The organism is Desulfosporosinus acididurans (genome assembly GCF_001029285.1).
Taxonomy (GTDB): Bacteria; Bacillota; Desulfitobacteriia; order Desulfitobacteriales; family Desulfitobacteriaceae; genus Desulfosporosinus; species Desulfosporosinus acididurans.
This window is the reverse complement of the sequence record NZ_LDZY01000017.1, coordinates 40,577-65,684: the sequence shown is the minus strand read 5'-3', so window position 1 is coordinate 65,684 and position 25,108 is coordinate 40,577. Positions and strand designations below refer to the sequence as shown.

Sequence of the window (25,108 nt, the reverse complement as noted above, 5' to 3'; positions counted from 1 at the left end):
AAAACTTCTCTGAAAATAATACTATTCACAATCTTAATTAGATCCTTGCAGGCATAGCATATAAAGGTAGGTCGTGTTATGTGTCCTTACCCATTCCTAATAAAAAAATTATAAAAGAAAGGATGCAGATATGAAAAAAAGGGATTAGTTTTTCTTACCATTCTATTCTTGATAACTTCTTTTTTGTATCCAGTGAAAAAAGCATCAGCTGATTTTGATCGCGAACAACTTAAAAAGAGTGTCTTCAAAGTATATGTTGATTATCTCGTCAATGTAGATGGTTTAGGAGCTGCGACCATTAGTGTCCACGGGACAACGTTTGCTATTGGTAAAAAGGGAGAAAAAATAAAATATCTGATTACGAACTACCATGTCATGGATCAAAACAAGGTTATTCAAGATGTTGCCAAACAAATTGTTGATGCTCTTCAAGCAATAGGCCGATATACTTCCATCGAGAATGTTGCCAAGTATGTACATATTGAAAAAATGCATCCTTATATTATGCTTTATGACGCCCCTATCGATATAAAACTTACGAAAGCGATGGAGGTTAATGACCTGGCAGTAATTGAAATCGTCAATGATAATGAGCGCTTAAACGTAGACCCATTGGTTTTTGGTGATCCTAATACCGTTAAGACCGGAGATAAAGTATATGCCTATGGATTCCCAGGTATTGTTGACCAGCTTAATGGTTTCTATCTTGGCCGAGAAAGGGCAACGGCCCGTCCCAGTGACGTCTCTTACACAAATGGTGAAGTGAATCAAAAAACCCAGATTTCAGTTCAAGGCTCTTATCCTCTTGATGTGATCCACAGTACAGTGCCAATATCAGGGGGGAATTCGGGCGGGCCTTTGGTGAATGAAAACGGCTATGTCATTGGTATTAATACCTACGGCAGTACACAAGGAAATAATTATAATGTGGCTATGGTTCCGACCTATCTCTTGTCTTTGCTAGATAATATTGGAATATCCTATGAAAAAACCAATGGTTCAAGAAATGTTTCTTCATCATCATTTATCGGCAAGTTGACTGGCAATCCAATAGTCATCCTAGCAGCCGTAGTTTTAATTATCTTAATAATTCTTGCTATTGTGCTTATAGCTATAAACACCAGTCGCAAAAAGAATAAAGTCAACCAAGTTGAAACCTTACCGCAAAACCCTATTCAAAATAACCCGGTTCAAAATAACTTGATTCATAATCAGCCCAAGCCGCTTTTAATCGGAGTTAGTGGACATTTTGCAGGGAATAATCTTAGCGTACATGGAGCACTGATCATTGGCAGAGATCCGGCCCAATGTCAAGTGGTTTTCCCTGCTAATAACACGGATATTAGTCGCCGTCATAGTTGTCTATCTTATAACTCTGATGCGCAAAGTTTTGTTTTGGAAGACCTGAATTCTTCGAATGGAACCTATCTTTTTAATGGGCAGCGTGTAATCCCAGGACAGCCGCACTATCTGAAAAGCGGCGAGAAATTTTACCTAGGTGTGCCAAATAATATGTTTGAAGTACGAGTATAACCTAAAGTGATTGTGAGGTTTTTATATTTAGTGGGGGTGTAAGGACATGGACCTTTTACGCTGTAATCAAGGACATTATTTTGATGCTTCTGTATATCCGAGCTGTCCCTTTTGCAGTGGTCAAGGACCCTCGTCAGGGGTAACTCAACATATCAATAACCCTTCTCCAGTTAATGATATTCCCAAAACCCAACATACAGCTTCAAATGTCCCAAATGGGGCAAGCGATATTCCCGTTACCCGGGCGCTTAATACCAACGGAACTCCAAGTCGCGGAGAGAAAACAGTTGGCATTATTAAAGCGAAGACTGGGATTGATCCCGTCGTCGGCTGGCTCGTCTGTGTAGAAGGCGCTAGTAAAGGACAGGATTATCAGATCATGAGCGGCCAGAATACAATCGGCCGAGGACAAACCAATATCTCCATCAAGGGTGACGATTCAATCTCCCGCGAAAAACACGCTGTCATTATTTATGACCCTAAGCATAATCGCTTCTTTATCCAAGGAGGAGATGGGCGCGATCTTATCTACATTAATGACGCACCGGTTTTGGCGGTTACGGAATTGCATGCGTATGATGCGATTGAAATAGGTAAGTCGCGCTTGCTGTTCATCCCGTTTTGCGGGGAGGAGTTTAAATGGGACTAAAAAAAGCAGTAAGCAGCCTTATTGTTGTACTGTTAATTAGCCTAATCCTTTTAGAACCTGCTGTTACTAAGGCTGCCAACGACTCTAATTTTAATATTACACAGGTCGACTCGAAATTGCCGGACTTAAAGTTGTTTGTACGCTTGGATAACATCAATCTGGATAATGCCCAGCTTAAAAATGCCTTGAAGATCAAAATTAACGATACTCCTACCCAATTAACGGATATTCAGGATGTTAAATCCGATAATGGAGGCACGGTAAATACGTCTTACCTTATACTTGTTGACACATCTGTTTCTATGGGAAGTGAAAACCGGGCAAGTCAACTCAAGGTTATGCTGGAAAAATTGTTTGAATTTGTTGGACCGAACGATCAGCTTGCAGTCTTTGGTGTTAGCAATAAATTAGAAACAATCAAGGATTTCGCAGTGAGCGATTCTTCACAAAGCACTATTAAAACAATTCAAAATAGCATTTCTGTGGGTAGTGGGACAGGGACACATCTATATTCTGGGATACGTGACGCTATTGAGATTGGTCGGACCGCTAAGGATATTCCTGAACAGCGTATAGTTGTCTTGATTACTGACGGTGGAGTTGATGGGGACAGCTTTAGCAGTGAAGATGCCCAAAAATATGTAGATATTGACCGCTTGCCTGTTTATACCTTGATCATGAATAACAAAAACTCGCTGGAACAAGAGTTCAAGGTCGCTGCGGATCAAATAGCCCAGAAGACGGGTGGTCAATACTTCATCAGCGCGAGCGGAAAAGAGTTGTTTTCTAATTTTAAATCGTCGATCGAGAAATGCAAGGTCATTAATCTACGCTGTGAAAATTTCAAGGTCTTTAATCAACAGGCTGTTATTAATGTAGCGTTTAAAGACAGCCATGGAGAAATCCGGCAAGCCGCCAAATTCACGGCTGTGCCTGCCTTAACAGATAAAGACAACTCCAGCCAAGTTCTGGCGAAGCCTAAGCAAGAACTCAGAACTAGCTATTTTGGCGCGGCGATGATTTTACTTCCTTTTATTCTCATCACTTTGTTCCTTATCCTTGTAATGATGTGGTTATTTAAAAAGCCTAATGGCGAATCACAACGGAATAAAACAGAATCTAATGACGGCAATGAACCAAGAAACACAACCATGCTTGTCCAAAATTCGCAAGGAAGAATTTCCTTCAGTATCGGGTTGGAAGTGTTGCAGGGTCCAAATAAAGGTGAAGTGATCCAGATCCAAGCTGATCTGAATCCCCTGATTGGATCTGCACCTGAATGTGCATTACAAGTTGGTTACGACAAAAAGATTATTGGACATTTTTCGGTTATCGATGAAATGATCGTAATCCATAGTCAGATACCGGGAGAGATATATGTCAATGGAACTCCAGTGCAGGGAAGCTGTGCCTTGCAGAATGGCGATTTAATTCGGGTACCTGAGATGATGTATAGAATTGTAATGTAAGGAGTGTTTCAGTTGCGGGTTAATCACGTTCCGAAAATTTATTTAACACCCGGAAATGCGCAGCATATTGGTTCTAGGGAAGAACAGCAGGATGCCTTCTACTTCTCTGATTTTTTTGATGCACAATCCATTCAAGATAATGGTATCTTAGCTGTTTTGGCTGACGGTATGGGCGGGCACGACATGGGGAAAACAGCTGCTTCGATTGCTATAGAAACTTTTGTGGATAGCTATCAATTGTCCAACATTCAGGATTCTGTTCCCGGCCGGCTGGCTAAGGCTATCGACGCCGCCAACCAAGCAGTTGCTAAATTAGGGCTGGAGGTTAATGTCGATACCGGTTGTACTTTGATTGCCTCTGTGGTCAAGGAAGGATTATTATATTGGGTTGGAACCGGTGACAGCAGAATATATCTCTGGTGTCAAGGCCGATTGGTTAGAATTACCAGTGATTTCACCTTTGCCAGGAATTTGGAAAAATTAGTAGCCGAACAATATATCTCAGAAGAAGAGGCTATGAAAAACGACCAACGTCATTATTTGTACAGTTATATTGGTGTCCGTGATAATTTTAGGTTCGACGTTTGTCAAAAGCCTATTTTTCTTAAACAAGGGTACAAACTTCTCTTGTGCAGTGATGGATTATTTGGCACATTAAGTGAAGCAGAGATAGCTGAGGAGATGTCCGCTTTACCTCAACAAGCTGCGGATAAATTGCTAGATAAAACACTTCGTAAGAATATCCAGCATCAGGATAATGTCACTATCCTAATTATTGGGTGTTAAGCTCTTAATAGTCATTGAATAACATTCCAAAATGAAGAGACGAGGTGATTTTCTTGGAAGTTAATGCCAACTTTTGGAAACGCCTTTTAGCATATTTTATTGATAATGCGATTTATAGTACCATACTGATCCTCTTAACGGTTCCATTTTGGTTAGCGACTGCCCTCGGAGGATGGCAGCTGCTGTTGCTCTTGAACATTATCGTTGGGTGGTTATACTTTGCTCTTATGGAAAGCTCTGCGAAACAAGCTACATTAGGAAAGTTAGCTCTAGGAATTATCGTTACAGATTTGTTTGGGCAACGTATTTCCTTTGGAGTGGCAACCGGGCGTTATTTCGGGAAAGTACTATCCTTGGTTCCCTTATGTGCGGGTTTTGTGATGGCTGCATTTACGGAAAGGAAACAAGCCCTTCATGATGTCTTATTGGGAACCTTGGTCTTGAACAAAAACAGCAGTGTCGTCAATAATCGTCCACATCAGATGCCCCAAGGACAAAATGTCCGACCAATTTTATGTGGAGTTACCGGGAATTATGCGGGCCAAATGATTCAAATTGATGATAAAGGATTAATTATAGGAAGAGATCCGCTCTCCTGTAATATCATTGTCCCATCGGAAGCAATAAGCCGTATGCATTGTATTATAAAATATGATCCAAGGCAAAACAGTTTTACCTTAACAGATACTTGTTCGTCTAATGGAACTTTTCTGGCTTCGGGAGTTCGGCTGGGAAAAGGGCAAGCAATCATTCTTAAAAGTGGCGATCGATTTTTCCTTGCAGTGAAAGATAACATGTTTGAAGTGAAGGCGTAGTTGCTTTATCTACATGGAAAAATGGGTGAGAGGAGAATGATGTTGGACAATAATAATGATTTTATTAATGATGCCAACAATCTTTGCATGGGTTGTATGCAGTTACGTGGTCAAAATGAGCAATGCCTGAATTGTAATTGGGTAGAAGGTACACTGTCTGATTCACCGCTTTATCTACCGCCGCGTACTGAACTGAACAACCGCTATGTGATCGGACGTGTTTTAGGGCATGGAGGTTTCGGTATTACATATCTGGGCTGGGATCAGGAATTACACCTAAAAGTTGCCATCAAAGAGTATTTGCCGGACGGCTTAGGAACAAGAGCTTTAGGTAATAAAACCGTTTCTGTTTTTAGTGGGCAAAACGGACAGGATTATGAATATGGCCTGGAAAAGTTTCTGGCGGAAGCGAGGACCCTGGCGCGTTTTCAAAGTAATCCTAATATTGTCTCAATCATGAACTTTTTTAAGGAAAACGGTACTGCCTATATCGTGATGGAATATGTGGAAGGAATCTCTCTAAGTCAGCTTTTACAGAATAGTAATAAAGGTCGCATGCCCTTGGATGAAGCACTAACCTATATTATGCCTATTGCTGATGCCCTTTCCCTTGTTCATGCTGAGGGAGTCCTGCACAGGGACATTAGTCCGGATAATATTTATATAACGAAAAATTTTCAAGTCAAGCTCCTGGATTTTGGCGCGTCACGAAAAATCGTGAATGATGTCAACAAGAGCCTATCCGTACTTTTGAAACCAGGCTATGCGCCGATTGAACAGTATACTTCTAGAGGCGTTCAAGGCTCTTGGACGGACGAATACTCTTTAGCGGCAACTTTTTACAAATTACTCAGTGGTAAAACTCCTCCGGAATCGATTGATCGCATGCAAGGTATTAAGCTTGAGAGTTTAGTGGATCAGGATGTAAACTTGCCCTCCGTTGTAGAATTAGTTATCTTCAAAGCTTTAGCTATACAACCTCAGGATCGTTTTCAAAATATCGATGAGTTCAAAGCAGAACTGAACAAAGCACTCTCCATAGGAACCAGCCCTGCTAATACGGTAGACAAGGCGACGAACATTGACTTAGAAAGTCACCGGTCTGAGCAGAAAATTGAAGCGCCTGTCAAGAATAGCCAAACTGAAGGTGGAGGCAATCAGAATACGAGACCTGCGAGTCTTAACGGCAGTCAAAAGCTGATAATTGTATTAGTAGCTGCATTAATTTTGGTTATACCTGCCACGATTTATGGAATAATCAAATTCAACAGGCCCAAACCGGCTGATCGAATAGTTGACTCTTATCAGGGAAATATTCAAGCTAACAATACTCAGGTTAATCACAATCAATCAATCGTGTCTGAAAGCGGGAATCAACCTATTTCTACACCAAAAATTACAGATAAACAAGTAAGTAATAGAATTGTATTTTCTGTATTAGAAAACATCGTACGTCAAGACTCCAAAGGTTCATATTTCATGTACCTCCGTGACAATACGACTAAGGAAGAATATGCGAATAGCGAAGCTAATGACTCAAAAGTTGCAGGGGGGTTAGTTTATATACCAATCATGACCACAGTACTTATTGAGCATTTTAATGGTAATTTGAACTTGGATAAACCAATTACCGTTCAAGGAATTGCCGGAGGTACAGGAAAACTTACTCGACAAGATAGCGGTAGAAGCCTATCCGTTAAACAATTGCTCGAATTAATGATGCGCTATTCTGATAATACCGCGGCAAATTTACTGATTGATGAACTTGGAGGTCTGGAAAGGATCAACAATACGATGAGGTCCTTAAATATTGATGGTATCGTACTGAATAGAAAGCTCATGGACCAGCAAGCCATGAATAGAGGATTGGAAAATTACTGTTCGCCTCGGGGTATTGGATCTTTGCTAAGTTTACTAGCCGAAAATAGAATTATGGCAGCTCAAGATTGTGAATATTCTATCAGTATTATGGGGAATAACGATCATACTGGAATGGCGAAATACTTGCCTGATAATATCTTGATAAGTCATCAGACCGGTATTTTAACTGGCGTTTTTAATGATGCTGGAATTATTAATACTCCAAAAGGACGAGTTGTCCTAGTCTTAATGGGAGAAAAGGTAGACCAGGATACAGCAGCAGAAATATTTGGAAAGGTGGCCAGAGCTGTTGTTGAACAAATCCAGAAATAGCAATAGATTCGATCGCATCATCAAAATTGCCTTATATGTGGTTTTATTGTTGTTAGTATTTACTGTTATATTATTTACATATGAGGTCACAAAAAAAGAAGCGACTGCAACAAGTAAATCTGATTTAACGGACTTCGCAGTTGATTCCGGCAAGCAGTCCAGTCCAGATAATGATTCCGAAGGTAATGAATCGACTCTGGAAAAAAGTAATATACAAACTTCAAACACTGGCAAGAACGTTAAGAGTACAACTGATAAGTTGACAAGGGATATTAAGAAGATTATCCAGAACGAACGTGGTTCATATTCTATATCCTATCAAGACACGATTTCTAATAATAATTTGGTCATAAATCCCCAAAAAATGACTGCAGCAAGTATGATTAAGTTATTTGTCATGATTGAATCCTATAATCAAATTAATGAAGGGGTGATTAATGAAAATGAAGAAATAACGCTTACCAGTAGTATGAAAGTAGGCGGAACAGGCTCTTTATCAAGCAGAAAAGACGGTACTGTCTTAACAATAGACCAGCTAATCTACTTAATGATAACGCAAAGTGACAATACGGCAACAAATATATTGATCGATCGAATTACTATGGACAAAATTAATACTACTGTTCAAAAATTAGGCTGCCTTGATACCGTACTTCAAAGGAAGATGATGGATTTTAAAGCTCAAGGTGAAGGAAAAGAAAACTATACCTCTGCTGCCGATTTGTGCAATATTTTAACAAAACTATATAAGAATGAATGTCTCGGTGAGAAGTATGATCCAATGATGATTGAAATTTTAAAGAGACAGGAAAATAACACCAAAATACCACTTTTGCTTCCTGCTGGAACAGTCGTTGCACATAAAACAGGTGAACTTGATAAGGTGGAGAACGATGCCGGAATAATATTCACTCCCAAGGGTGCCTATGTTTTATGCGTTTTGTCTAGTGGTATTGTAGCTGGCGATGCAAGAACAATAATCGCCAAAGTGTCCAAGGTTGTATACAACGATACCTTGCATACTAGCTGAGGTGTGACCTCCTTAAAAATGTATTTCCAAACGGTGGGAACAGTGTTAAAATTATGTTTAAAAGGAGGAGGATTTTATGAGAATAGCTATAGTTTATTATAGTAAGACTGGTAATACCAAAAAGGTTGCAGATCTCATAGCTGAAGGTGCAAAGAAAATCGATAATGTTGATGTAAAAAGTATGTCGATCGAAGAAATTGACAATGAATTCTTGAACGAAGCCAAAGTAGTTATCTTTGGATCACCGACGATTGCGGGAACCTTTGCATGGCAATTAAAGCAATGGTTAGACGCAGCTAAAAATGTTAGCGGAAAACTCGGAGCTGTTTTTGCTACAGCAAATTATGTTGGCGGTGGTGCAGAGGTAGCGGAACTCTCAATGATTGCTGAAATGTTAGTAAAAGGTATGTTGGTCTACTCCTCAGGTGTTGCTGAGGGACAGCCTTTCATCCATTACGGAGCTGTGTGCATTAAAGATGGGGATGATGGGCAAAAAGAGCGAGCAAAAATATTTGGCGAAAGAATTGCTAGAAAAGCCGTAGAATTATTTAACTAATACACTAATCTAAGAAAGTTACATCTTGGGGCTGAATTGTTGAAATAATTAGTTTTATAGCGAGCTTTTATTGCAATTAAGGTATTTATGTGCAGACAAGTTTGTATCAACGCAATATGTTGTGTTATTAACAAAAATGAAGTATGTTTCTTCACACATTTCGAGTAGTGCGGGGAGACATATTTTTTTGTAATTCATAACAAACTTAGTTGAGAGCCTTCCTGAAGATGATCAAAGAACTGAGATCGGCTTCCAGGTTATTTATTATCCTTTCTCCATTTTTCAAAACCAACTATAGCAGCACCTAGGGCGCCAACGATCTGTGGTTGACTTGATATATTGAATTTCATCTTGAATGCGCTGGATAAAATTTTACATATCTTTGGATTGTTAGCAACTCCGCCAGAGAATGTGACCTCTTCCCGCAAGGGAATTTTTGAAGCGAGACTCAACATTTTATTTGCAATGGTTTGGACTATTCCGGAAGCAATTGCTTCTTTGGGCACCTCTTGAGCAAGGAGGCCGATAATCTCTGACTCAGCAAAAACCGTGCACATGCTATTGATGCTTACTGGTTTGCTGTTCGAAGCCAGTTGACCTAATTCATCTAATGTAATGTCAAGTATTCCCGTCATTACTTGTAAGAAGCGTCCTGTCCCGGCAGCACATTTGTCATTCATGATAAAATCAGCAACTGTCCCATCTTCATTGACTGCGATTACTTTGCTGTCCTGACCGCCGATGTCGATGACTGTTCTAGTTTGCGGAAAAAGGAAATTCGCCCCTTTAGCGTGACAGGTTATTTCAGTAACTTTTTTATCGATGAAGGGAAGGGAAACACGTCCATAGCCTGTTCCTACGATAGTATTGATATCCATTTCTCGCAGACCTGCCATGTTGAGTGCTTCCAGAAGAACTGACCGCCCGGCTTCTTTCGGGTTCCAGCCTGTGGGAATTATAGCTGCACTTCTAATGGTTCCATCAAAAATAACGGCTTTCGTTGCCATAGAACCGACATCAATACCCGCGCTGAGCACTTAACTCACCTTCTTTGTAAATTATCATCAGTTGGATTAACTAACACTGATGTAACAAAAGCCTACCTATTTAATACTCGGGCTATAAGTCTTATTTTGTCAATAACTTATTAGCTATATATTAACATGATTATTATATTATCTATTGCCATAGAATAAAATAGAAAATGAGGAATAAGAATTAAGTTTTCAGTTTTCAGTTTGAAATGACGCGTTTACGGCCTTTTTAACTTTGGGGTTATTTGAGAAAAGAATCCCAACTCATTCTTTGCAAAAGAGGATAGGATAAATGCTCCATCAACAAGAACGAACGGGCTATCATCAATTAAGATGATAGCCCTCAAAATAGTAATTATTAGAAGATAACGCCTAAAGCGATAAGAATTAAAATAGCGATGGCAATAATTCCGGCACCGATGCAGCTTCCTCCGCCGCCAACTGGAGCACAACATGCTCCGCCCATGCCATATCCACCATAACCCATTCCATAGCCCATTCCGTACATTAATTTTTCTCCTTTCAAATTAGAATACGATCCCCATTGCAATAAGCAGAAGAATAATAACTACCACTATACCGATTCCTGCTCCATAGCCAAAGCCTGTTCCACAAGCACCTGCTCCGCCAGCGCCTCCAAATGCCATTTCCTTTTCCTCCTTTTCACGAGATAGTACATTGTATGTTAGAGATGGTCTATATGGCACAATATGGAAATAGAGAAAGTACAAAATATAATTGAGAGCTCAAGAACGCTTGGATTCGTTCGGATCTTGATTCGAACAGTCAACTTTACTGAGATAAAGTTTACAAAAGAGGACAACAAAAGCGAGGACTTAATATACTGGGAGGTGTATGATTTTTACAAGGAGGTGAAGAAATGGAGTGGCTAAAAAATTTGAGCAACGCAATTGATTATATTGAAGACAACACCCAGTTGCCAAAGGGTGTGTTGGGAGTTACCGCATGCCAAAGATGGGATTGCTTCTAATTATTTTGTTGCTATTTATGACAGCGTTTTTTATGGCAAGTCTTACTTATGCTATTAGTCTTTGCTTACCGAATGAAGTCATATACGAAAAAATGATGAACGCAATTGTCCTGCCAATCTTTTTCCTTAGCACAGCGTTATTTCCTACAGATAACTTATCCGGCGAATTGTCAATTGCTGTTAATATAAATCCGTTTACTTATGTAATTAATGTTTTACGAGCTTTGATTTTACAAGGCAATATTGCTGCACGTGATATTATCTTCGTCTTGATTTTACTTTCGATGATGTGCGTTATCAGTTTATCTTGGGCATTATATAGGTTAAAAAAGGAAACAAGCTTATAATAACGTACTACAAGCGCTGCCTTTCAGCACAAAATGATTAAATTATTTTATCGTTTCATGACTTTTCTTAAATATATTAAGGTGACAGATATTGTCGAACTCATTGATTCTAATCAACACCTGGAATATAATAGCAATTGCGTTAAAATAATGTCTAAAATTACCATATGGGGTGAGACGATGAATGAGTGCTGTTGAAATATTGAAGTCTATTGAGATTGTACGAGAAAAATTAAATACTTTAGGGTCAAATAAATCACTTGTCGACCCTGAAGTTATTCAACTTAGCCAGAGGCTCGATTTATTATTAAATATATACTATAGCATGAGAGATGTTGCTTAAGTTAAAATAGTTATATAAAAGCTATCGTACATTCTTAATATGAAAACATAAAATTACGTATTGGAGTGCCTGGAAGGGTGATGAATTCTTTTAATCCCATCGCAGCGTTTTTGGCGTTTCCAATTGAATTGCTGCCGAGATTAAGTCAATCCAAAACTTTTTATGGAGAATATAAGAATATGAATAAAAGAATAGCACTATCTATTGTTATTTCGCTTAGTGTTTTATTAACTGGTTGTGGAAGTAAGCAAGTAGAAAATCCCTCAGGAACCCAAAATATTGAGAAAAAAACAATTGCAAATCTGACAGCACAGAAAAAGGCAAACGAGATAAAAAATTCTGTGGTGCCTAATTTCGAAGGAATATATAATAATACGGTTGAGATCGATGTCAATTTTAGCTCGAATGGTATGTACAATAATGAAGCTATTACAATCAAAGATTGCAAAATGTTATCCGATATTTTAACAATGATTGGAAAAAGTCAATTGGTAACAAATGAGTCAAAAATTAAAACTATGAGTGGAATAGCAACTAAGAACAATAGATTGATTCTTGTTGGCAGGGATGGGAGCAAAAAGGAAATCAAATTTGCTTTTGATGACCCGGCATTTGCAGTTGGGTATTTAGAAATTGATCACCAAAAGTATGACCCTGGTTTTAGTTTCTTCAGGTATATAAGGGATCTTACAGAATATAGGCAGTTTGATACAAACATAGACAATCAGATTGAACAATTGTTTGGAAAATATAATTGGACTGTCGACTATAGAGTTAACACTATCGATGAAACACTCCCAGCTAATCTTAAACATGAGGCGGGGGAGTATCCTGTTAAGATATACTGGGCATACAATAACGAACTATCTAAAAATATCGGGCTGGATTATAGCAAATATTTAGGGGAGAAAGTGAAGGCTGACATATATAGGCTTAGGGAGCTGCTGCCTGATTACATGAAGCCAAGAATGGATGCTCGAGGAATCGTTTTGAAGTACGATAACAAAATCGTTGGGGCGTATATTGATGCTGGTAGGCATAATTGCTTTGCCTGCTCACTCGATCGGAAAAGCTTGAATGACATTACTGGTAAAGATTGGGATAATTGGATTAGTGACTATATAGATTATAATAATGAACTAGAGCTTAAATTGTCTAAAATGAAACCGGAGGATATCATAAAACAGTATTATGATGCTTTAGACAGCCATGATCAAAAAATGCAGTTTTCATGTTTGACCCGGCAGAATTTATGTCATTATCTATCTGTAAACATGGATAATAATCTTCTGTTTAACAAGGGTTTTAATAATGCTTATGCAGATGGAGAACAGAATGTAAAATCAGCAAAATTTATTAATTTGCAAGAAGTAAGTGGCCTTGGCAATCCAGAGGGGACTGTGGAGTATGCAGTAACCATATATTTTAAATTTAAACAAGAGATAACTTCTAACAGTGGGAAACAAACCAGATTTATTATTCTTAAAAAAGAAACGGCTAAAAGTGGTTGGAGAATTGATAGCGAAGGAACAGGACCGTGAATAATAAGTAGGACTTACTGAATAACCCAAAGATCTAGGAATAACATGGTTTCAAGGCTCTAGTCGAATGGTTCACTTTCGTAAGCGATTAGATAATCCTCTTTCCTGATGAGTTTATCCAGTTTTTAAGACCCCCACTTCTTGTAAGTGGGGGTGTGGGTCCTTCGCTTTAGTTGAACGAGTTCACTTAATTATTGGCGAATTGAGAACTAGGTTCATAACTAGGAGCTATTTTGCGGTAAAATGCACTCGCATTAGATATTAATCCAGTCGCTTCGAACGAATACCTTTCTAGAACACTGGAATAGTCGTTCGCTTGAGTAACAAGGAGTTTAGCCATATTTGCAGCGTCTTCTAAAGTGTTAAAAATAAAAAGATTATACATAAATAGTACCCTGTTTTTTACGCGAAATACTAGGTGTGGTATTCCGCTCTTTTGAGCGAGCGAAATTAACACAGGTCTTTTGCCGATACTCATTAAAATACTTAAAGCCTCTAAAGAAATACAGTCTTTTGTCATAGATATAGATATAGCTTTTTGCATATTACACTTGTTGTTGATTTCAAGATCAATATTGTGTTCTTCTGCCCACTCGTTTGTCATTTTGTTGTACAAATCTCGAACCCCTACAACCGCAAGCGTGAACTTACCAATTAATGACTCTGGCATATTATCGAATTCTACAGGAGTAACGCCAATGATTATATTTCTTTTCCCCATTTAGTCCACCTCTCAACATAATTTTTGTGATGTATAAATTGCAAATTATATTGAAACATGTCAGCCTAAATTTTATATTACAAACAATTCAAATAATTCATATTAGTTTAACTTTTCTTAACTATAACACTCCTTGCAAATTAAATAAAATGACCATTTTGTATTATTCAATAAGAAAATAAAATTATACAAGATAAACAATTAACTAGAGGACTTAAGGCTCGGCATAATAAAAAACGATGAATCTCTGTACACTCGTTCAGGGATTCATCGTTTACATAGGATTGATCGTGTAATTTACCTAACTTATTATGGAGTTTGTTTTATTACTTAATTTATTCTTAGGCGCAGGCGCATAATTAAAAGTATTCTTAGTAAAAGTTCCCTTTAAACATGAACTGCATAATACAATACATAGTATTATAGGCGTTGTTATTATCAAAACTGCAATTAGGAATGAAAATGTGTAACAAATAATTCCCAATAAACCAAAAAACATTAAAACAACCTCCTGTATATTATTTTAACGCGCACAATCATCATATGCTCAAATTAAATACAAATGACGAACGCCAAATATTCTAAATATTCTTTACAATAATGGTCGATTGAATTTACTAGCTATGTTCTATGGGCGGTTGTTTAGATTTGATGCGTAGAAAACTTTCCATTTAGAACATGGCCATGAAGGTCTTGCTTTAAAGAAAGGGCAGCTTAAAGCGCAGCCTTTATGGCTGCGCTGGTTATCCTCGGTTGAGGAGCGGGGCTTCAATCACAGATTTTTGAATTCAAGTATGATTATCAATTATAAACATTCTTCAATATAATATAGAATGTCAATTGCCCTAATAATTCCTATCGGCTTTCCTCCCTCCAAGACTGGCAGTATATTGATTTTTTTAGTCATCATTATTCGAATTGCATCAGAAAGATTTTGCTCTGAATGAACAAATTCAGTTACTAGTGGACGTATTGCATCTGCAACTTTAGTATTAACGCTATAACCTAAGGAACTCTTACGATAAAAGTTTCCCCAAGACACTGGAAAATTCTCAGCGGTATCATTATTATTCAGTGTTTTTACTTTTATGGCATTGAGTATATCTCGCACTGTTAAAATACCGGCAAGCCTCTCCTCATTCCCTTCTCTTTTTAGGACTATAATGGACCGATGTTTTTTACTCTCACCTGAATAGTCTTTAAGAACTTTTATGGCGTCTCTTAAGGTATCGGTATTATAGACTACAGGATATTCAGATGAAGATGAAGATGAAACTGGAACCATTAAGTCCTTAACTTTTTTTGTTTCAGGCATAGTTAGTTCCTCCTCTTCTAATTTATTAAATATTTAGAATATACTTATTTTTATTCTATTCCTAAACGTTTGTGACATATGCCAAATATAATTGCATTCGATAGTTACATTTAAAACCAGAATAACGAAGACATATACCCAGCAAGGGCTAATTTCGCTTAAGAAACGCGATTTGCTAATCTCAAGAAGGAATTTAGTCTAACAACTTATGAATGTAAAAACTTAATAATAATTGACATATGTTCAAAAAGAACTATAATAGAAATTAAAAAGGGCATATGCCAATAACCAAAAGGAGGTAATTGCCATGCCAGGTAGGGATGGGTCTGGTCCAAGGGGACGTGGAGCAGCAAATGGAAAGGGCTTCAGTGTTTGTTCTGGAGATAATGTGAATGTACGTCGTAGGGGTAATGGAGTAGGTCAGAGACAAGCTCAATGTCAGGGGCAGGTTCAAGGTCAAGGAAGGGGTTGCAGGCGAGGTTTAGGAAGAGCACTTACGACAGCTGCTTCTGTCAATTATTGATGGATTAGCCGGGTATAGGCTGTCCGGTTAAGCATCTCTATATTCCAATCCATCCCAGTTGATAGATTACTAATTGTGACTTCTTCGCAACACGTGATAAAGGTTTGAGTGAACGTTTTGAGGGTGATTGGCTAGAGAATATAACAACTATGTTAGATAAAATGGAGGAAAAGAAAAATGAAAATTGCTGTGGCAAGTAAGAATGGAATGGTAACAGAACACTTTGGGTATTGCGAGAGTTTCAATATTTTTGAAACAGAAAACAATCAAATAGTTAAGAGTGAATCCGTACCAAACCCCGGACATCGGCCTGGCTTTTTACCGAATTTCTTAAACGATATGGGAGTTAATGTTGTTATTGCCGGGGGCATGGGAGGCAGCGCCGTCAGCATCTTTAATGATAAAGGTATTGAGGTTATTACAGGTGCACAAGGAATCGCTGAAGCCGCTGCAAAAAACTATTTGCAGGGTGTGCTTAAATCTACGGGCGCTGTTTGTCACGAACATCAGCATCATGATGAATGTGGAAATTAATGAGGAGACCTGATTATTTGAAGGAGGATAAACATGAAAAATATTCAAAACCTATTAATTATAGTTAACAGTGGCATCGATAAGCCATACAATCAGTATGCTTCTTATGTTGTAGCTTTCATGTCCAAGTATATAGCCAAGATTGAAAATGTCACGTTATATTATGGACCTTATGGAGTTAACATGTCTAAAAAGGGCATGCTCGCATCCCTTAAATTAACAGATGATCTTAAAGAATTAATCGCGAGTCAGCTGGATGGTGTAGCTAAGGATGCACTTCCAGATAATCTTGAATTAATGGCTCGTTTCGTTAAGGATAAATTAGGGATAAATATTGTTTCATGTGCTACATTTAATGTTATCGATGGTATTTCTCAAAATCTTGAAGACACATCCCAAATGGAAGATTTCATTATGCCGGTTAAACTGCCACTGGCAGCTCAGGCATTAATCGGTGCTGATAAAATATTATACTTTTAGTTTCATGTGCGTGAGTGAACTCGTTCAGCTAAAGCTGAACATCGGGGCCTCAGATACAATAATGTCCAGTGGACATTATTGCCGAGCCGCCTTTCCCAATAGAAATACTTAGCGGCGAAGGAGGACTCTATCCCACCTGAAGTTAACAAAGGACCCACCCCCACTTAAGAAGTGGGGGTCTTAAAAACTGGATAAACAAAGTAGCGATGACTTTCTTTACGATAAATTTCGCGACATTTTTGCGCAGCGCAACCGGCCTAGTTTATGAATTATTTATAAACTAGGCTTATTTCTTGATTTTTCGAATTAATTTCTGCAGTTCAAAGAACACTCAAAAAGCGTGGGTTAAACGTTTGAAAAAATTAGTGGACTCGTGCGTTGTTATGTAACGATCTTGAAGCTAAATCGGCTTCTTTTTGTTTTAAATAAGAGGAATTTAACAATTGAAGAAGAAGTTCTATTGAATCGAAAAATATTATTGTGGTTACTGGTAAGAGTTCTTTCCAAATTTGGAGACGTTTTAATGATTGAATTATAAATTTTACTATCATTTGATATTGTTACTTAAATTTTAATTAGAGGAGGACGTTACCTTGACATCATTTCTAGAGCGTTTGAGCCAATATCTTTTTCGCCATTCCAGAATTATCCGCTGGTGGTTTAACCTTACTCTTTCCCATAAGCTTATTCTTGCCTTTTTAATCAGTGCATTAATTAACCTTTCAAGCGGCGGTTTTGCTTATTACTTAGCGTTACGGGGAGGCAAATTGGTAACTCATATTGAAACTTTATTAATCTTTTCAACTCTCGCCAGTCTATTAATATTTCTATACGGACTTTATATCTCATTTCTAACTTCAAGACCCTTAAGACATGCCGTCGATTTTGCCGATACACTGGCGAAAGGTGATCTGACACCAACTTTAAGTAGTCTTACGAAAACAGACGAAATAGGGAAACTATGCCAGTCACTTGGTATAATGCTTGAAAATTTTCGCTCACTAGTTGAAAATATTTCCTATGGAGTAAAAACGTTTCAGGAATCATCTCAAACTTTGGGAGAACGCGTAGAAGTAACCGCCAGTGCTGCAAAGCAAATATCTCAATGTATCGATGAGTTAGCCCAAGGATCACAAAACCAAAGTCAGGATAATAATCTTCAGGCTATTCTTTCCACGATCGAGAAAATGTCTGCCGGAATTGAACAAATTGACCAAAGTGTATCTCTTGCGGATCAAGCTTCCACTCAGGCGCTGACCTTAGCCAATAAAGGAGATCAAGCGATTACCGAAACAAACGCCCAAATGCTCCACATTCATCAAACTGTCGATGAGACTGGTACCATTATTTCCGAACTCGGTGAAAAATCCAGCTCAATTCAAACAATTGTCGCAACCATTAAGGCCATATCGGACCAAACAAACTTATTGTCCTTAAACGCAGCTATTGAAGCCGCACGAGCAGGGGAACATGGTCGTGGTTTCAGTGTTGTAGCCGATGAAGTCCGCAAACTGGCGGAGCAATCAAACCAATCCAGTGTTCAAATTGAGCAGATCATACTGGATATTAAACATAACGTTGACAGGGCTATTGCCAGCATGACAGCAGAAAAAGACGTTGTTCGTAATGGAGTCAAAATAATTGAAGAAGCTCAGAAAACATTTAATAAGATTATGGAAACGACACAGATAGTCAATCGTCAAGTCAAGGAAGTAGCTCAATTCGCCCGAAATATTGCTGATAATTCTCATGATATTTTTTCGAAAATAGAACAGGTTGGTGCCATTATCAAAGAGACTACCCTCAAAACTGAAGAAGTGGCTTCGGGCAGTTTAGAACAAATGAAAGCAATGATGGAAATCAATACTTTGACTGAAGAGCTTCAAGCAGCCTCTCGGTCACTGCAAGAATCAACAGAAAAGTTTAAATTAGAATAGTAGTGAGAATCCCTTTGGCTATTTGCACTCAACGACGTCTTGGTAACGACACACCTTTTTGCACATAGGGCATACAACATTCTTTGAATTCTTAGGTTTCCCCCTATAATTGAACGAAACGGTGATTGTTGTCATTCTACGAGATATAGAAGCCCATTTGTTCGATTTACTAACCTGTCCACAGTTAGGACACAAAAAATACGGAATCCCTAAATTATCCGCCAAATTATTACAACCTTCCTTCAAATGCGTTGCCTATATCCATATTACAAGTAAGGGGTTTTCAATATGGGTCTATAATCAAGAGTATTCAGTTAAGATTTCTGCGTTACTAAATTTTTGGATTAAATTGCTTAAACATTAAAAGCCGTCCTACAGCAGGGCGGCTTTTAGTTCTCTCATGTCTTGGCTTTATCTTCGTAATTTCTTCTGAAATTAGATGGCTGGAAAGATTGATATGGGTTTATCAATTAAAATATGAGCTTATTGTCATTATAATCTATTATTTAAGAAATAATCATGGCCAATTTTCAATAAAAACCATTTACGTATAAATGTCGAAATATCTCGAAAATTACATGTTGGAAAACTTAAAATTTTAAAGTATTATAAACAAAAGTGTAATTATATGAGATATGGGTATCACATGCTAGCAGGAAAGCGAAGTTTATTAATAAAAAAACATCGGTTGTTTTCTAAAAGAAAGAGGTGTTATGGATGAGCGAGCGGTTCACATCTGAAAGCTTAAGTCAATTTACTGAACTCTTTGATCTCAATGAAATACAAAAGCTACAAGATCTGTTTTCAGCGGCTACAGGTGTGGCATCTATCATCACTGAACCCGATGGGACTTCTATAACAGCGCCAAGTGGTTTTTGCGATTTGTGTAAAGAAATAAGGAACACTGAAAAAGGTCTATATAACTGCCAAAAATCAGATTCGGTTATCGGGAGTCCCAGAGAAGACGGACCTAATATTCAGCGATGTTTAAGTGCCGGACTACTTGATGGCGGAGCAAGCATTATTGTTAATGGAGTACATATTGCTGACTGGCTGATTGGACAAGTTCTCGAAGAAGATTCTAAAATTACTGACTTACTAAAATATGCAGATGAACTTAATATTGACCGGGATATATATCGTAATAAATTAGCTAAAGTCAAACGCATGTCTAAGCAGCAATTCGAAAACGTCTGTGATTACCTTTATCTAAATGCACAACTGCTCTCCAAGTATGCAGTGAAAAATATTTCTTTGGTTCAAGAGATTAATAGCAAGATCAAGAATGAAGTAACGATTAAGAATCTTAATATTGAACTTGAAGTCGAGATCAAGAAAAGAACTGATGAATTAATTATGACAACAAACTAAAATGCTCGAAGAGTCTAATGCAGAGTTAGAAGAAATTAATGCGATACTTGAAGAAGAAATTATCAAACGTCAAAAAGCAGAAGATGATCTCAACAAATTAAATGAAGAATTAGAGGCGAAAGTAGCGGAGCGTACCTATCAACTCCAAGAATTAAATGCTATTTTGGAAGAAGAAATAGCAGAAAAGATACTTGCCGAAGACAAGCTAAAAAAAGAGAGAATTTTTACAGATGCGTTATTTGACAGTGCGCCTGGCATGATTTATTTGTACGATGATAATAGCAAGTTAGTGAGATGGAATAAGAAACATGAGGAGATAACTGGGTATTCTTATTGCGAATTAAATAATAGACATATAATGGATTGGTATCAAAACGATTTGGAAAGTCAAACTGCGGTCATAAAAGGTATCGAAAGGGTAAACAAAGAGGGCTACGGAGATGCTGAGGCAAATTTGCAAAAAAAGGACGGCACTACAATACCAATGTACTTAACAGCTAGTTTGGTGAGCATTGATGATCGACAGTATTTTGCTGGAATAGGGATTGACATGACTGAGAGAAATCAATTATTAGAAAGACTAAAAAAATATGAGATTCTGGCTGAAAAGGCACACGATGCAATATGGTTCCTTGATAAGGAAGGAAATATCCTTGAAGTCAATAACACTGCGACGAGTATATATGGTTATACACAGGAAGAATTTTCATCCTTAAATGTTTCTGATTTGAGACATTTTTACAATTCTTCAGCTATTATAGCTCAAATGGAAGCAGCTGATAAAAATGGCATAACTTTGGAAACTGTTCATTATCGCAAGGATGGCACGCCATTAGATGTCGAAGTAAGCACACAAGGAGCTTATTTAGGATCTGAACGGGTTCTTCTCAGTATTATAAGGGATATCTCTGATCGAAAGAAGCGAGACAAAGAAAATCAGTATTTAAGTTATCATGATGTATTAACAGGTCTTTATAACAGACGATTCTACGAAGAGGAGATAAAGCGGCTAGATACAAAAAGAAACCTCCCAATTTCTATTATCATGGGCGATGTTAATGGTTTAAAGCTCGTAAACGATGCCTTTGGCCATGATAAAGGAGACGAGCTTTTACAGAAAGCTGTAATAGCCATTCAAAACGCTTGTCGAACTGGTGATATAATTGCTCGATGGGGGGGCGATGAATTTGTAATTCTTTTACCTAAGACTAATAAAGATGAAGCAGAAAACATTGTTAATAGAATAAAAAAACATTGTCGGTCTTTGAGTGTTAACTCGATACAAGTCAGCATTTCATTTGGGTGGGAAACTAAGAAGAGTGCCGCAGAAGATATATTAAAGGTTCTGAAAAGTGCTGAGGATTCAATGTATAAAGTTAAAATTGTTGAAAACGAAGGTACGAGGAATAATCTGATTAACACTGTCATTAACACCTTACACGAAAAAAACCCAAGGGAAGAACAACATTCCAAAAGAGTTAGTGAATTATGCCAGTATATAGGGAGAGCGATGGGTCTATCTGAAATTGAAATAAGGAGACTGAGGGTTGCTGGTCTGCTTCATGATATAGGAAAAATTGCTATCGAAGAAGGTATACTTAACAAACCGGGGAAGTTAACTGAAGCTGAGTTAGAACAGATAAAGAGCCATCCCGCTATCGGCTATAGGATAATAAGTACATCATATGAAATGTTAGAGTTGGCAGATTATATATTGGCACATCATGAACGATGGGATGGGAGCGGTTATCCGAAAGGGTTAAAAGGAGAATCAATACCGAGGATTTCAAGAGTTATTGCTCTGGCTGATAGTTATGATGCAATGATAAGTACTCGCCCCTACAGAGATGCCCTCACTAAGGAACAGGCTTTATATGAAATTCAAACAAATTCCGGAAAACAGTTTGATCCTGACATCGCCCAAGTATTTTTGAAAAGTTTGCAAGAAGGTTTGAATTTCTAGAAAGTTAAAGGGGGATTTTAAGCCAGAGAACTCGTTCAGCTATAGCTAACCCAGGCAAAAGAACAAAAAAACCGTCATCCTTGGTGGCGGTTTTAAAGTAAAGTATTATTGTTAATGATAGGCAAGGAACCTTTGCTTAATCTTGTGCTTGAATTAACTTCTTAATTTCTGCAGCAGACAATACTTTTCCATAGGATTTAACCTTTTCGTTAATCACAAATCCCGGAGTTCTCATGACGCCATACTTCATGACTTCTTTAATATCCTCAACTTTTGTTATTGAGGCTTCGATTCCCATCTCTGCAATAGCTGCTCTGGCATTAGCCTCTAATTTCTTACAGTTGGCACAACCGCTGCCTAGGATTTTAATCTCCATTTTCAGTTCCTCCTTAAGTAATAGATTCTTGAATGCTCTTAATATGGGCAATAGCAAAATCATCCGTTAGTTCGATAATTGCTTTTACTTTTTCGCTGCTAATACGGTAATGAACATTGAGACCAACTCTCTCGCTGACGAGTACACCGGCCTCTTTGAGGATCTTTAAGTGCTGTGATAAGTTAGATTGACTAAATTCTACATCTTCAGTAAGTTTACAGACGCATTTTGCTTCATCAAGCAAAAATTTGACAATCTTATAACGAATAGGATGGCCAAGCGCCTTTAAAACTTTGGCACTTAATTCTATTTGGTTCATGATGTTCATCCTTTATCCAGTTTTTAAGGTTCCCACTTCTATAAGTGGGGGTGGGCCCCTCGTTAACTTCAGTGGGTTAGAGTCCTCCTTCTGAAGCCCCGATGTTCAGCTTTAGCTGAATGAGTTCACAGGTGGTTGTTTATTGAATTAATTATATTATAAAATACTAATATTATCAATTTACATTCCACGCTTCATCAAATGATGACATGGAAAGCGTGTGCAATTTTACGACAAATTTCATGACATTTTTGCGATATAATACACGTGGTTATACAGTAGGTATCTTATAATGACAAGGAATTTTTTGAAGCATGTATCGTAATTGGGCGCTTGATACATGTGGAATAAGTAGTGCAACCGGCCTAGTTTACAAATAGTTTATAAACTAGACTTTTTTGATTTTTGGATTTATAAAGTAAAACTAAACTTCAAGCTCCACCCTTAACGGAATGGGTGAAAAACTAGTAATGATGGGTAATGTCTAGCTTTAACCATGGTCCTGTAATTTATTTGCTTTTTATCAAATTTAAAGAAGACTGTCCTATCAAAAAGAACAGTCTTCTTAGGCGAATTGAATGTTATTGAAGTGCAAGCGTCACGTGGGGTAACATACCGGGGAAAACGTAGGCCTGAAGTAGAATGATTATGCCGACAACCACCACAAATCCGAGAGAGTGTTTAAAGGTGAAACGGAACAAACTTGATTCTTTACCCACTTGATTGGTACCAGCTGCTGCAACAGCCAAAGATTGGGGCGAAATCATTTTACCCATAACACCTCCGGAACTGTTGGCGGAAACTGCCAGGACTGGGTTTAAGCCTAACTGCGAAGCAGTTGTCATTTGCAGTTTGCCAAACAAGGCGTTGGAAGATGTGTCCGAACCGGTTAAGAATACACCCAACCATCCCAAGATAGGAGACAGGAACGGAAAGATTTTTCCGGTGGAAGCGAACAGTAAACCAAGTGTAAAGGACATTCCAGAGTAGTTTGCCAGATAAGCGATTCCTAATACGGAACCCATCATAATAATCGGATAGAGAAGTTGCTTGAATGTCGCTCCAAAAACCTTGATTGTCTTTGATGGCTTCAGTCCGAGGACAAAGGAAGAAATGATAGCAGCTAAAAGAATAGCTGTTCCTGCGGCAGAGAAGAAATCCCATTCATAGTTCGCAGGATAAAGAGTAGGTTTGGGAACAATCGGTGCTGCTTTATAAATTAAGCCATCAAGACCAGGCCAATGTTTAATGTTGATAAACCATCTCAGGTCTTTAGCTACAAAATCTTTGAAAGCAGGTACTCCCCAAATACCAACAAAGATGGTTAAGATAATAAACGGTGTCCAAGCTTTTAAAATTTGAGCTCCAGTATATTTGACAGCGGTATCTGATTTAGTATCTTTTTCATGCGGGAAACGCCAAATAGTTTTTGGCTTCCAAACTTTGAGGAAAGCTGCTGTGCAGACAAGAGATACAAGAGAAGAGATGATGTCTGGAAGATAAGCTCCTAAATAATTAGAGGAGAAAAATTGTGTTATAGCAAAGGAACCACCCGCTATAAGAACAGCTGGAAGCACTTCAACGGTCTTCTTCCATCCAGCCAAGACAATGATAAGGTACATTGGAACTAAAATAGAAAGGAATGGCAATTGGCGTCCAACTGCTTGGGAAATAACATTGGCGCTTATTCCTGTAACTGAACCTGCGGCAATGATTGGGCTGCCAATGCCACCGAATGCAACAGGGGCGGTATCTGCGATTAAGCAGAGGCCGGCAGCATATAGAGGTTCAAACCCTAAACCTATAAGGATAGCTCCAGCAATAGCAACCGGTGCACCAAAACCTGCTGCACCTTCCAGGAAGGCACCAAAGGAAAAAGCAATTAACAAGGTTTGAAGTCGACGGTCATCCGAGAGTGATGCGATTGATGATTTAATGACATCGAATTGCCCAGCTTCAACGACCAAATTATAGAGAAATACAGCCGAAAAAACAATCCAGGCAATCGGAAAGAGTCCGTTGAAAACTCCCAAGATGCTGGCGGAAATCGCCATTGAAACGGGCATTTTGTAAACGATAACAACATCTAGAATAGTTAATATAAGAGTGGTTACACCAGCAATGTGACCCGTCATTTTTTTAACAGCTAAAGCCCAAAATAGATAGAGGATAGGTACTGCGACAGCGAGTGAAGTAAAACCAATACTACCGGCTAATGCTGAATAATTCTGTGTCCAAGGCATCGAAAACCCCTTCCTTCTTATCAAGCTTTTCAAAATAGT

General features: G+C 38.2%; 24 protein-coding genes and 1 riboswitch. Of the genes, 17 read left to right on the top strand and 7 right to left on the bottom strand.

Annotation, left to right across the window (positions count from 1 at the left end; translation table 11 throughout):
- The first annotated feature begins 168 nt into the window (after nt 1–168).
- The 8 genes from DEAC_RS19390 to DEAC_RS19355 all read left to right on the top strand — a co-directional run bounded on the left by DEAC_RS19390 (nt 169) and on the right by DEAC_RS19355 (nt 9,031).
- Nucleotides 169–1,533, top strand: coding sequence for a trypsin-like peptidase domain-containing protein (locus DEAC_RS19390; protein ID WP_047811732.1), 1,365 nt, complete (start codon nt 169–171; stop codon nt 1,531–1,533).
- A gap of 46 nt (nt 1,534–1,579) precedes the next feature.
- Nucleotides 1,580–2,182 carry an FHA domain-containing protein gene (locus DEAC_RS19385; protein WP_047811731.1) on the top strand — a complete coding sequence of 201 codons (603 nt, stop codon included), beginning with the start codon at nt 1,580–1,582 and terminating at the stop codon, nt 2,180–2,182.
- Entirely contained in the window at nt 2,173–3,651 is a 1,479-nt protein-coding gene (locus tag DEAC_RS19380; protein WP_083996339.1) for a VWA domain-containing protein, read from the top strand. The genes DEAC_RS19385 and DEAC_RS19380 overlap by 10 nt, the downstream gene beginning before the upstream one ends.
- Before the next feature lie 12 nt (nt 3,652–3,663).
- Nucleotides 3,664–4,437 carry a PP2C family protein-serine/threonine phosphatase gene (locus DEAC_RS19375; protein ID WP_047811730.1) on the top strand — a complete coding sequence of 258 codons (774 nt, stop codon included), beginning with the start codon at nt 3,664–3,666 and terminating at the stop codon, nt 4,435–4,437.
- Between the two features lie 53 nt (nt 4,438–4,490).
- Nucleotides 4,491–5,252: an RDD family protein gene (locus tag DEAC_RS22410; protein ID WP_053006525.1), complete on the top strand. Its 762-nt coding sequence runs from the start codon at nt 4,491–4,493 to the stop codon at nt 5,250–5,252.
- A 21-nt stretch (nt 5,253–5,273) separates the two neighbouring features.
- The gene (locus DEAC_RS22405; protein WP_152671448.1) at nt 5,274–7,445 is read left to right on the top strand and encodes a serine hydrolase; all 2,172 of its coding nucleotides are present in this window, start codon (nt 5,274–5,276) and stop codon (nt 7,443–7,445) included.
- Nucleotides 7,402–8,475: a serine hydrolase gene (locus DEAC_RS19360; RefSeq protein WP_152671447.1), complete on the top strand. Its 1,074-nt coding sequence runs from the start codon at nt 7,402–7,404 to the stop codon at nt 8,473–8,475. The genes DEAC_RS22405 and DEAC_RS19360 overlap by 44 nt, the downstream gene beginning before the upstream one ends.
- A gap of 76 nt (nt 8,476–8,551) precedes the next feature.
- The gene (locus DEAC_RS19355; protein WP_047811729.1) at nt 8,552–9,031 is read left to right on the top strand and encodes a flavodoxin family protein; all 480 of its coding nucleotides are present in this window, start codon (nt 8,552–8,554) and stop codon (nt 9,029–9,031) included.
- A 257-nt stretch (nt 9,032–9,288) separates the two neighbouring features.
- On the opposite strand, the gene DEAC_RS19350 is transcribed toward DEAC_RS19355, so the two are convergent.
- Nucleotides 9,289–10,068, bottom strand: a complete 780-nt coding sequence (locus tag DEAC_RS19350) for an acyl-CoA dehydratase activase (RefSeq protein ID WP_047811728.1) — start codon at nt 10,066–10,068, stop codon at nt 9,289–9,291.
- 355 nt (nt 10,069–10,423) lie between these two features.
- On the bottom strand, nt 10,424–10,573 hold the full coding sequence (locus tag DEAC_RS23980; RefSeq protein ID WP_047810665.1) for a hypothetical protein: 150 nt from the start codon (nt 10,571–10,573) through the stop codon (nt 10,424–10,426).
- 458 nt (nt 10,574–11,031) lie between these two features.
- Between DEAC_RS23980 and DEAC_RS19330 the strand changes: the two genes are divergently transcribed.
- The 3 genes from DEAC_RS19330 to DEAC_RS19325 all read left to right on the top strand — a co-directional run bounded on the left by DEAC_RS19330 (nt 11,032) and on the right by DEAC_RS19325 (nt 13,287).
- A complete protein-coding gene (locus tag DEAC_RS19330; RefSeq protein WP_053006522.1) occupies nt 11,032–11,403 on the top strand; it encodes an ABC transporter permease in 372 nt (123 codons plus the stop codon).
- Nucleotides 11,404–11,587: 184 nt separating this feature from the next.
- Nucleotides 11,588–11,746: an aspartyl-phosphate phosphatase Spo0E family protein gene (locus DEAC_RS22980; RefSeq protein ID WP_083996331.1), complete on the top strand. Its 159-nt coding sequence runs from the start codon at nt 11,588–11,590 to the stop codon at nt 11,744–11,746.
- Nucleotides 11,747–11,925: 179 nt separating this feature from the next.
- Complete coding sequence (locus DEAC_RS19325; RefSeq protein WP_047811761.1) at nt 11,926–13,287, top strand: DUF4830 domain-containing protein; 1,362 nt, start codon at nt 11,926–11,928, stop codon at nt 13,285–13,287.
- Between the two features lie 187 nt (nt 13,288–13,474).
- On the opposite strand, the gene DEAC_RS19320 is transcribed toward DEAC_RS19325, so the two are convergent.
- Both DEAC_RS19320 and DEAC_RS19310 read right to left on the bottom strand, forming a co-directional pair.
- Nucleotides 13,475–14,008 carry a hypothetical protein gene (locus tag DEAC_RS19320; RefSeq protein WP_242847220.1) on the bottom strand — a complete coding sequence of 178 codons (534 nt, stop codon included), beginning with the start codon at nt 14,006–14,008 and terminating at the stop codon, nt 13,475–13,477.
- Between the two features lie 805 nt (nt 14,009–14,813).
- Complete coding sequence (locus tag DEAC_RS19310) at nt 14,814–15,323, bottom strand: CBS domain-containing protein (RefSeq protein ID WP_047811724.1); 510 nt, start codon at nt 15,321–15,323, stop codon at nt 14,814–14,816.
- A gap of 307 nt (nt 15,324–15,630) precedes the next feature.
- Here DEAC_RS19310 and DEAC_RS19305 point away from each other — a divergent pair, with 307 nt between their 5' ends.
- The 6 genes from DEAC_RS19305 (at nt 15,631) to DEAC_RS19280 (ending at nt 22,131) form a co-directional block, all read left to right on the top strand.
- Nucleotides 15,631–15,846 carry a DUF5320 domain-containing protein gene (locus tag DEAC_RS19305; protein WP_047811723.1) on the top strand — a complete coding sequence of 72 codons (216 nt, stop codon included), beginning with the start codon at nt 15,631–15,633 and terminating at the stop codon, nt 15,844–15,846.
- Between the two features lie 177 nt (nt 15,847–16,023).
- On the top strand, nt 16,024–16,380 hold the full coding sequence (locus DEAC_RS19300) for a NifB/NifX family molybdenum-iron cluster-binding protein (protein WP_047811722.1): 357 nt from the start codon (nt 16,024–16,026) through the stop codon (nt 16,378–16,380).
- A gap of 33 nt (nt 16,381–16,413) precedes the next feature.
- Nucleotides 16,414–16,860 (top strand): hypothetical protein, encoded by a 447-nt coding sequence (locus tag DEAC_RS19295; protein ID WP_047811721.1) that lies wholly within the window; start codon nt 16,414–16,416, stop codon nt 16,858–16,860.
- Between the two features lie 593 nt (nt 16,861–17,453).
- On the top strand, nt 17,454–18,797 hold the full coding sequence (locus tag DEAC_RS19290; RefSeq protein ID WP_047811720.1) for a methyl-accepting chemotaxis protein: 1,344 nt from the start codon (nt 17,454–17,456) through the stop codon (nt 18,795–18,797).
- Nucleotides 18,798–19,514: 717 nt separating this feature from the next.
- Nucleotides 19,515–20,168: a PocR ligand-binding domain-containing protein gene (locus DEAC_RS24730; RefSeq protein WP_047811719.1), complete on the top strand. Its 654-nt coding sequence runs from the start codon at nt 19,515–19,517 to the stop codon at nt 20,166–20,168.
- A 1-nt stretch (nt 20,169) separates the two neighbouring features.
- Nucleotides 20,170–22,131 (top strand): sensor domain-containing diguanylate cyclase/phosphohydrolase, encoded by a 1,962-nt coding sequence (locus DEAC_RS19280; RefSeq protein WP_345788184.1) that lies wholly within the window; start codon nt 20,170–20,172, stop codon nt 22,129–22,131.
- Between the two features lie 136 nt (nt 22,132–22,267).
- Here DEAC_RS19280 and DEAC_RS19275 read toward each other — a convergent pair whose 3' ends face one another.
- From DEAC_RS19275 to DEAC_RS19265, 3 genes are all read right to left on the bottom strand, one after another.
- Nucleotides 22,268–22,507 carry a thioredoxin family protein gene (locus tag DEAC_RS19275; RefSeq protein ID WP_047811718.1) on the bottom strand — a complete coding sequence of 80 codons (240 nt, stop codon included), beginning with the start codon at nt 22,505–22,507 and terminating at the stop codon, nt 22,268–22,270.
- A 13-nt stretch (nt 22,508–22,520) separates the two neighbouring features.
- The gene (locus tag DEAC_RS19270) at nt 22,521–22,826 is read right to left on the bottom strand and encodes an ArsR/SmtB family transcription factor (RefSeq protein ID WP_047811717.1); all 306 of its coding nucleotides are present in this window, start codon (nt 22,824–22,826) and stop codon (nt 22,521–22,523) included.
- Between the two features lie 290 nt (nt 22,827–23,116).
- Nucleotides 23,117–23,201: riboswitch (cyclic di-GMP riboswitch) on the top strand.
- Nucleotides 23,202–23,407: 206 nt separating this feature from the next.
- A complete protein-coding gene (locus tag DEAC_RS19265; protein WP_047811716.1) occupies nt 23,408–25,069 on the bottom strand; it encodes an L-lactate permease in 1,662 nt (553 codons plus the stop codon).
- Nucleotides 25,070–25,108: the final 39 nt, after the last annotated feature.

Excerpts from the sequence above, each read along its gene's own strand:
- DEAC_RS19325 (WP_047811761.1), top strand. The coding sequence starts at position 11,926 with ATGAATAAAAGAATAGCACTATCTATTGTTATTTCGCTTAGTGTTTTA.
- DEAC_RS19355 (WP_047811729.1), top strand. The coding sequence starts at position 8,552 with ATGAGAATAGCTATAGTTTATTATAGTAAGACTGGTAATACCAAAAAG.
- DEAC_RS19265 (WP_047811716.1), bottom strand. The coding sequence starts at position 25,069 with ATGCCTTGGACACAGAATTATTCAGCATTAGCCGGTAGTATTGGTTTT.
- DEAC_RS19385 (WP_047811731.1), top strand. The coding sequence starts at position 1,580 with ATGGACCTTTTACGCTGTAATCAAGGACATTATTTTGATGCTTCTGTA.
- DEAC_RS19300 (WP_047811722.1), top strand. The coding sequence starts at position 16,024 with ATGAAAATTGCTGTGGCAAGTAAGAATGGAATGGTAACAGAACACTTT.
- DEAC_RS22980 (WP_083996331.1), top strand. The coding sequence starts at position 11,588 with ATGAGTGCTGTTGAAATATTGAAGTCTATTGAGATTGTACGAGAAAAA.
- DEAC_RS22405 (WP_152671448.1), top strand. The coding sequence starts at position 5,274 with ATGGGTGAGAGGAGAATGATGTTGGACAATAATAATGATTTTATTAAT.
- DEAC_RS24730 (WP_047811719.1), top strand. The coding sequence starts at position 19,515 with ATGAGCGAGCGGTTCACATCTGAAAGCTTAAGTCAATTTACTGAACTC.
- DEAC_RS19270 (WP_047811717.1), bottom strand. The coding sequence starts at position 22,826 with ATGAACCAAATAGAATTAAGTGCCAAAGTTTTAAAGGCGCTTGGCCAT.
- DEAC_RS19310 (WP_047811724.1), bottom strand. The coding sequence starts at position 15,323 with ATGCCTGAAACAAAAAAAGTTAAGGACTTAATGGTTCCAGTTTCATCT.
- DEAC_RS19320 (WP_242847220.1), bottom strand. The coding sequence starts at position 14,008 with ATGGGGAAAAGAAATATAATCATTGGCGTTACTCCTGTAGAATTCGAT.
- DEAC_RS23980 (WP_047810665.1), bottom strand. The coding sequence starts at position 10,573 with ATGTACGGAATGGGCTATGGAATGGGTTATGGTGGATATGGCATGGGC.
- DEAC_RS19275 (WP_047811718.1), bottom strand. The coding sequence starts at position 22,507 with ATGGAGATTAAAATCCTAGGCAGCGGTTGTGCCAACTGTAAGAAATTA.
- DEAC_RS19280 (WP_345788184.1), top strand. The coding sequence starts at position 20,170 with ATGCTCGAAGAGTCTAATGCAGAGTTAGAAGAAATTAATGCGATACTT.
- DEAC_RS19330 (WP_053006522.1), top strand. The coding sequence starts at position 11,032 with ATGCCAAAGATGGGATTGCTTCTAATTATTTTGTTGCTATTTATGACA.
- DEAC_RS19380 (WP_083996339.1), top strand. The coding sequence starts at position 2,173 with ATGGGACTAAAAAAAGCAGTAAGCAGCCTTATTGTTGTACTGTTAATT.
- DEAC_RS19305 (WP_047811723.1), top strand. The coding sequence starts at position 15,631 with ATGCCAGGTAGGGATGGGTCTGGTCCAAGGGGACGTGGAGCAGCAAAT.
- DEAC_RS19295 (WP_047811721.1), top strand. The coding sequence starts at position 16,414 with ATGAAAAATATTCAAAACCTATTAATTATAGTTAACAGTGGCATCGAT.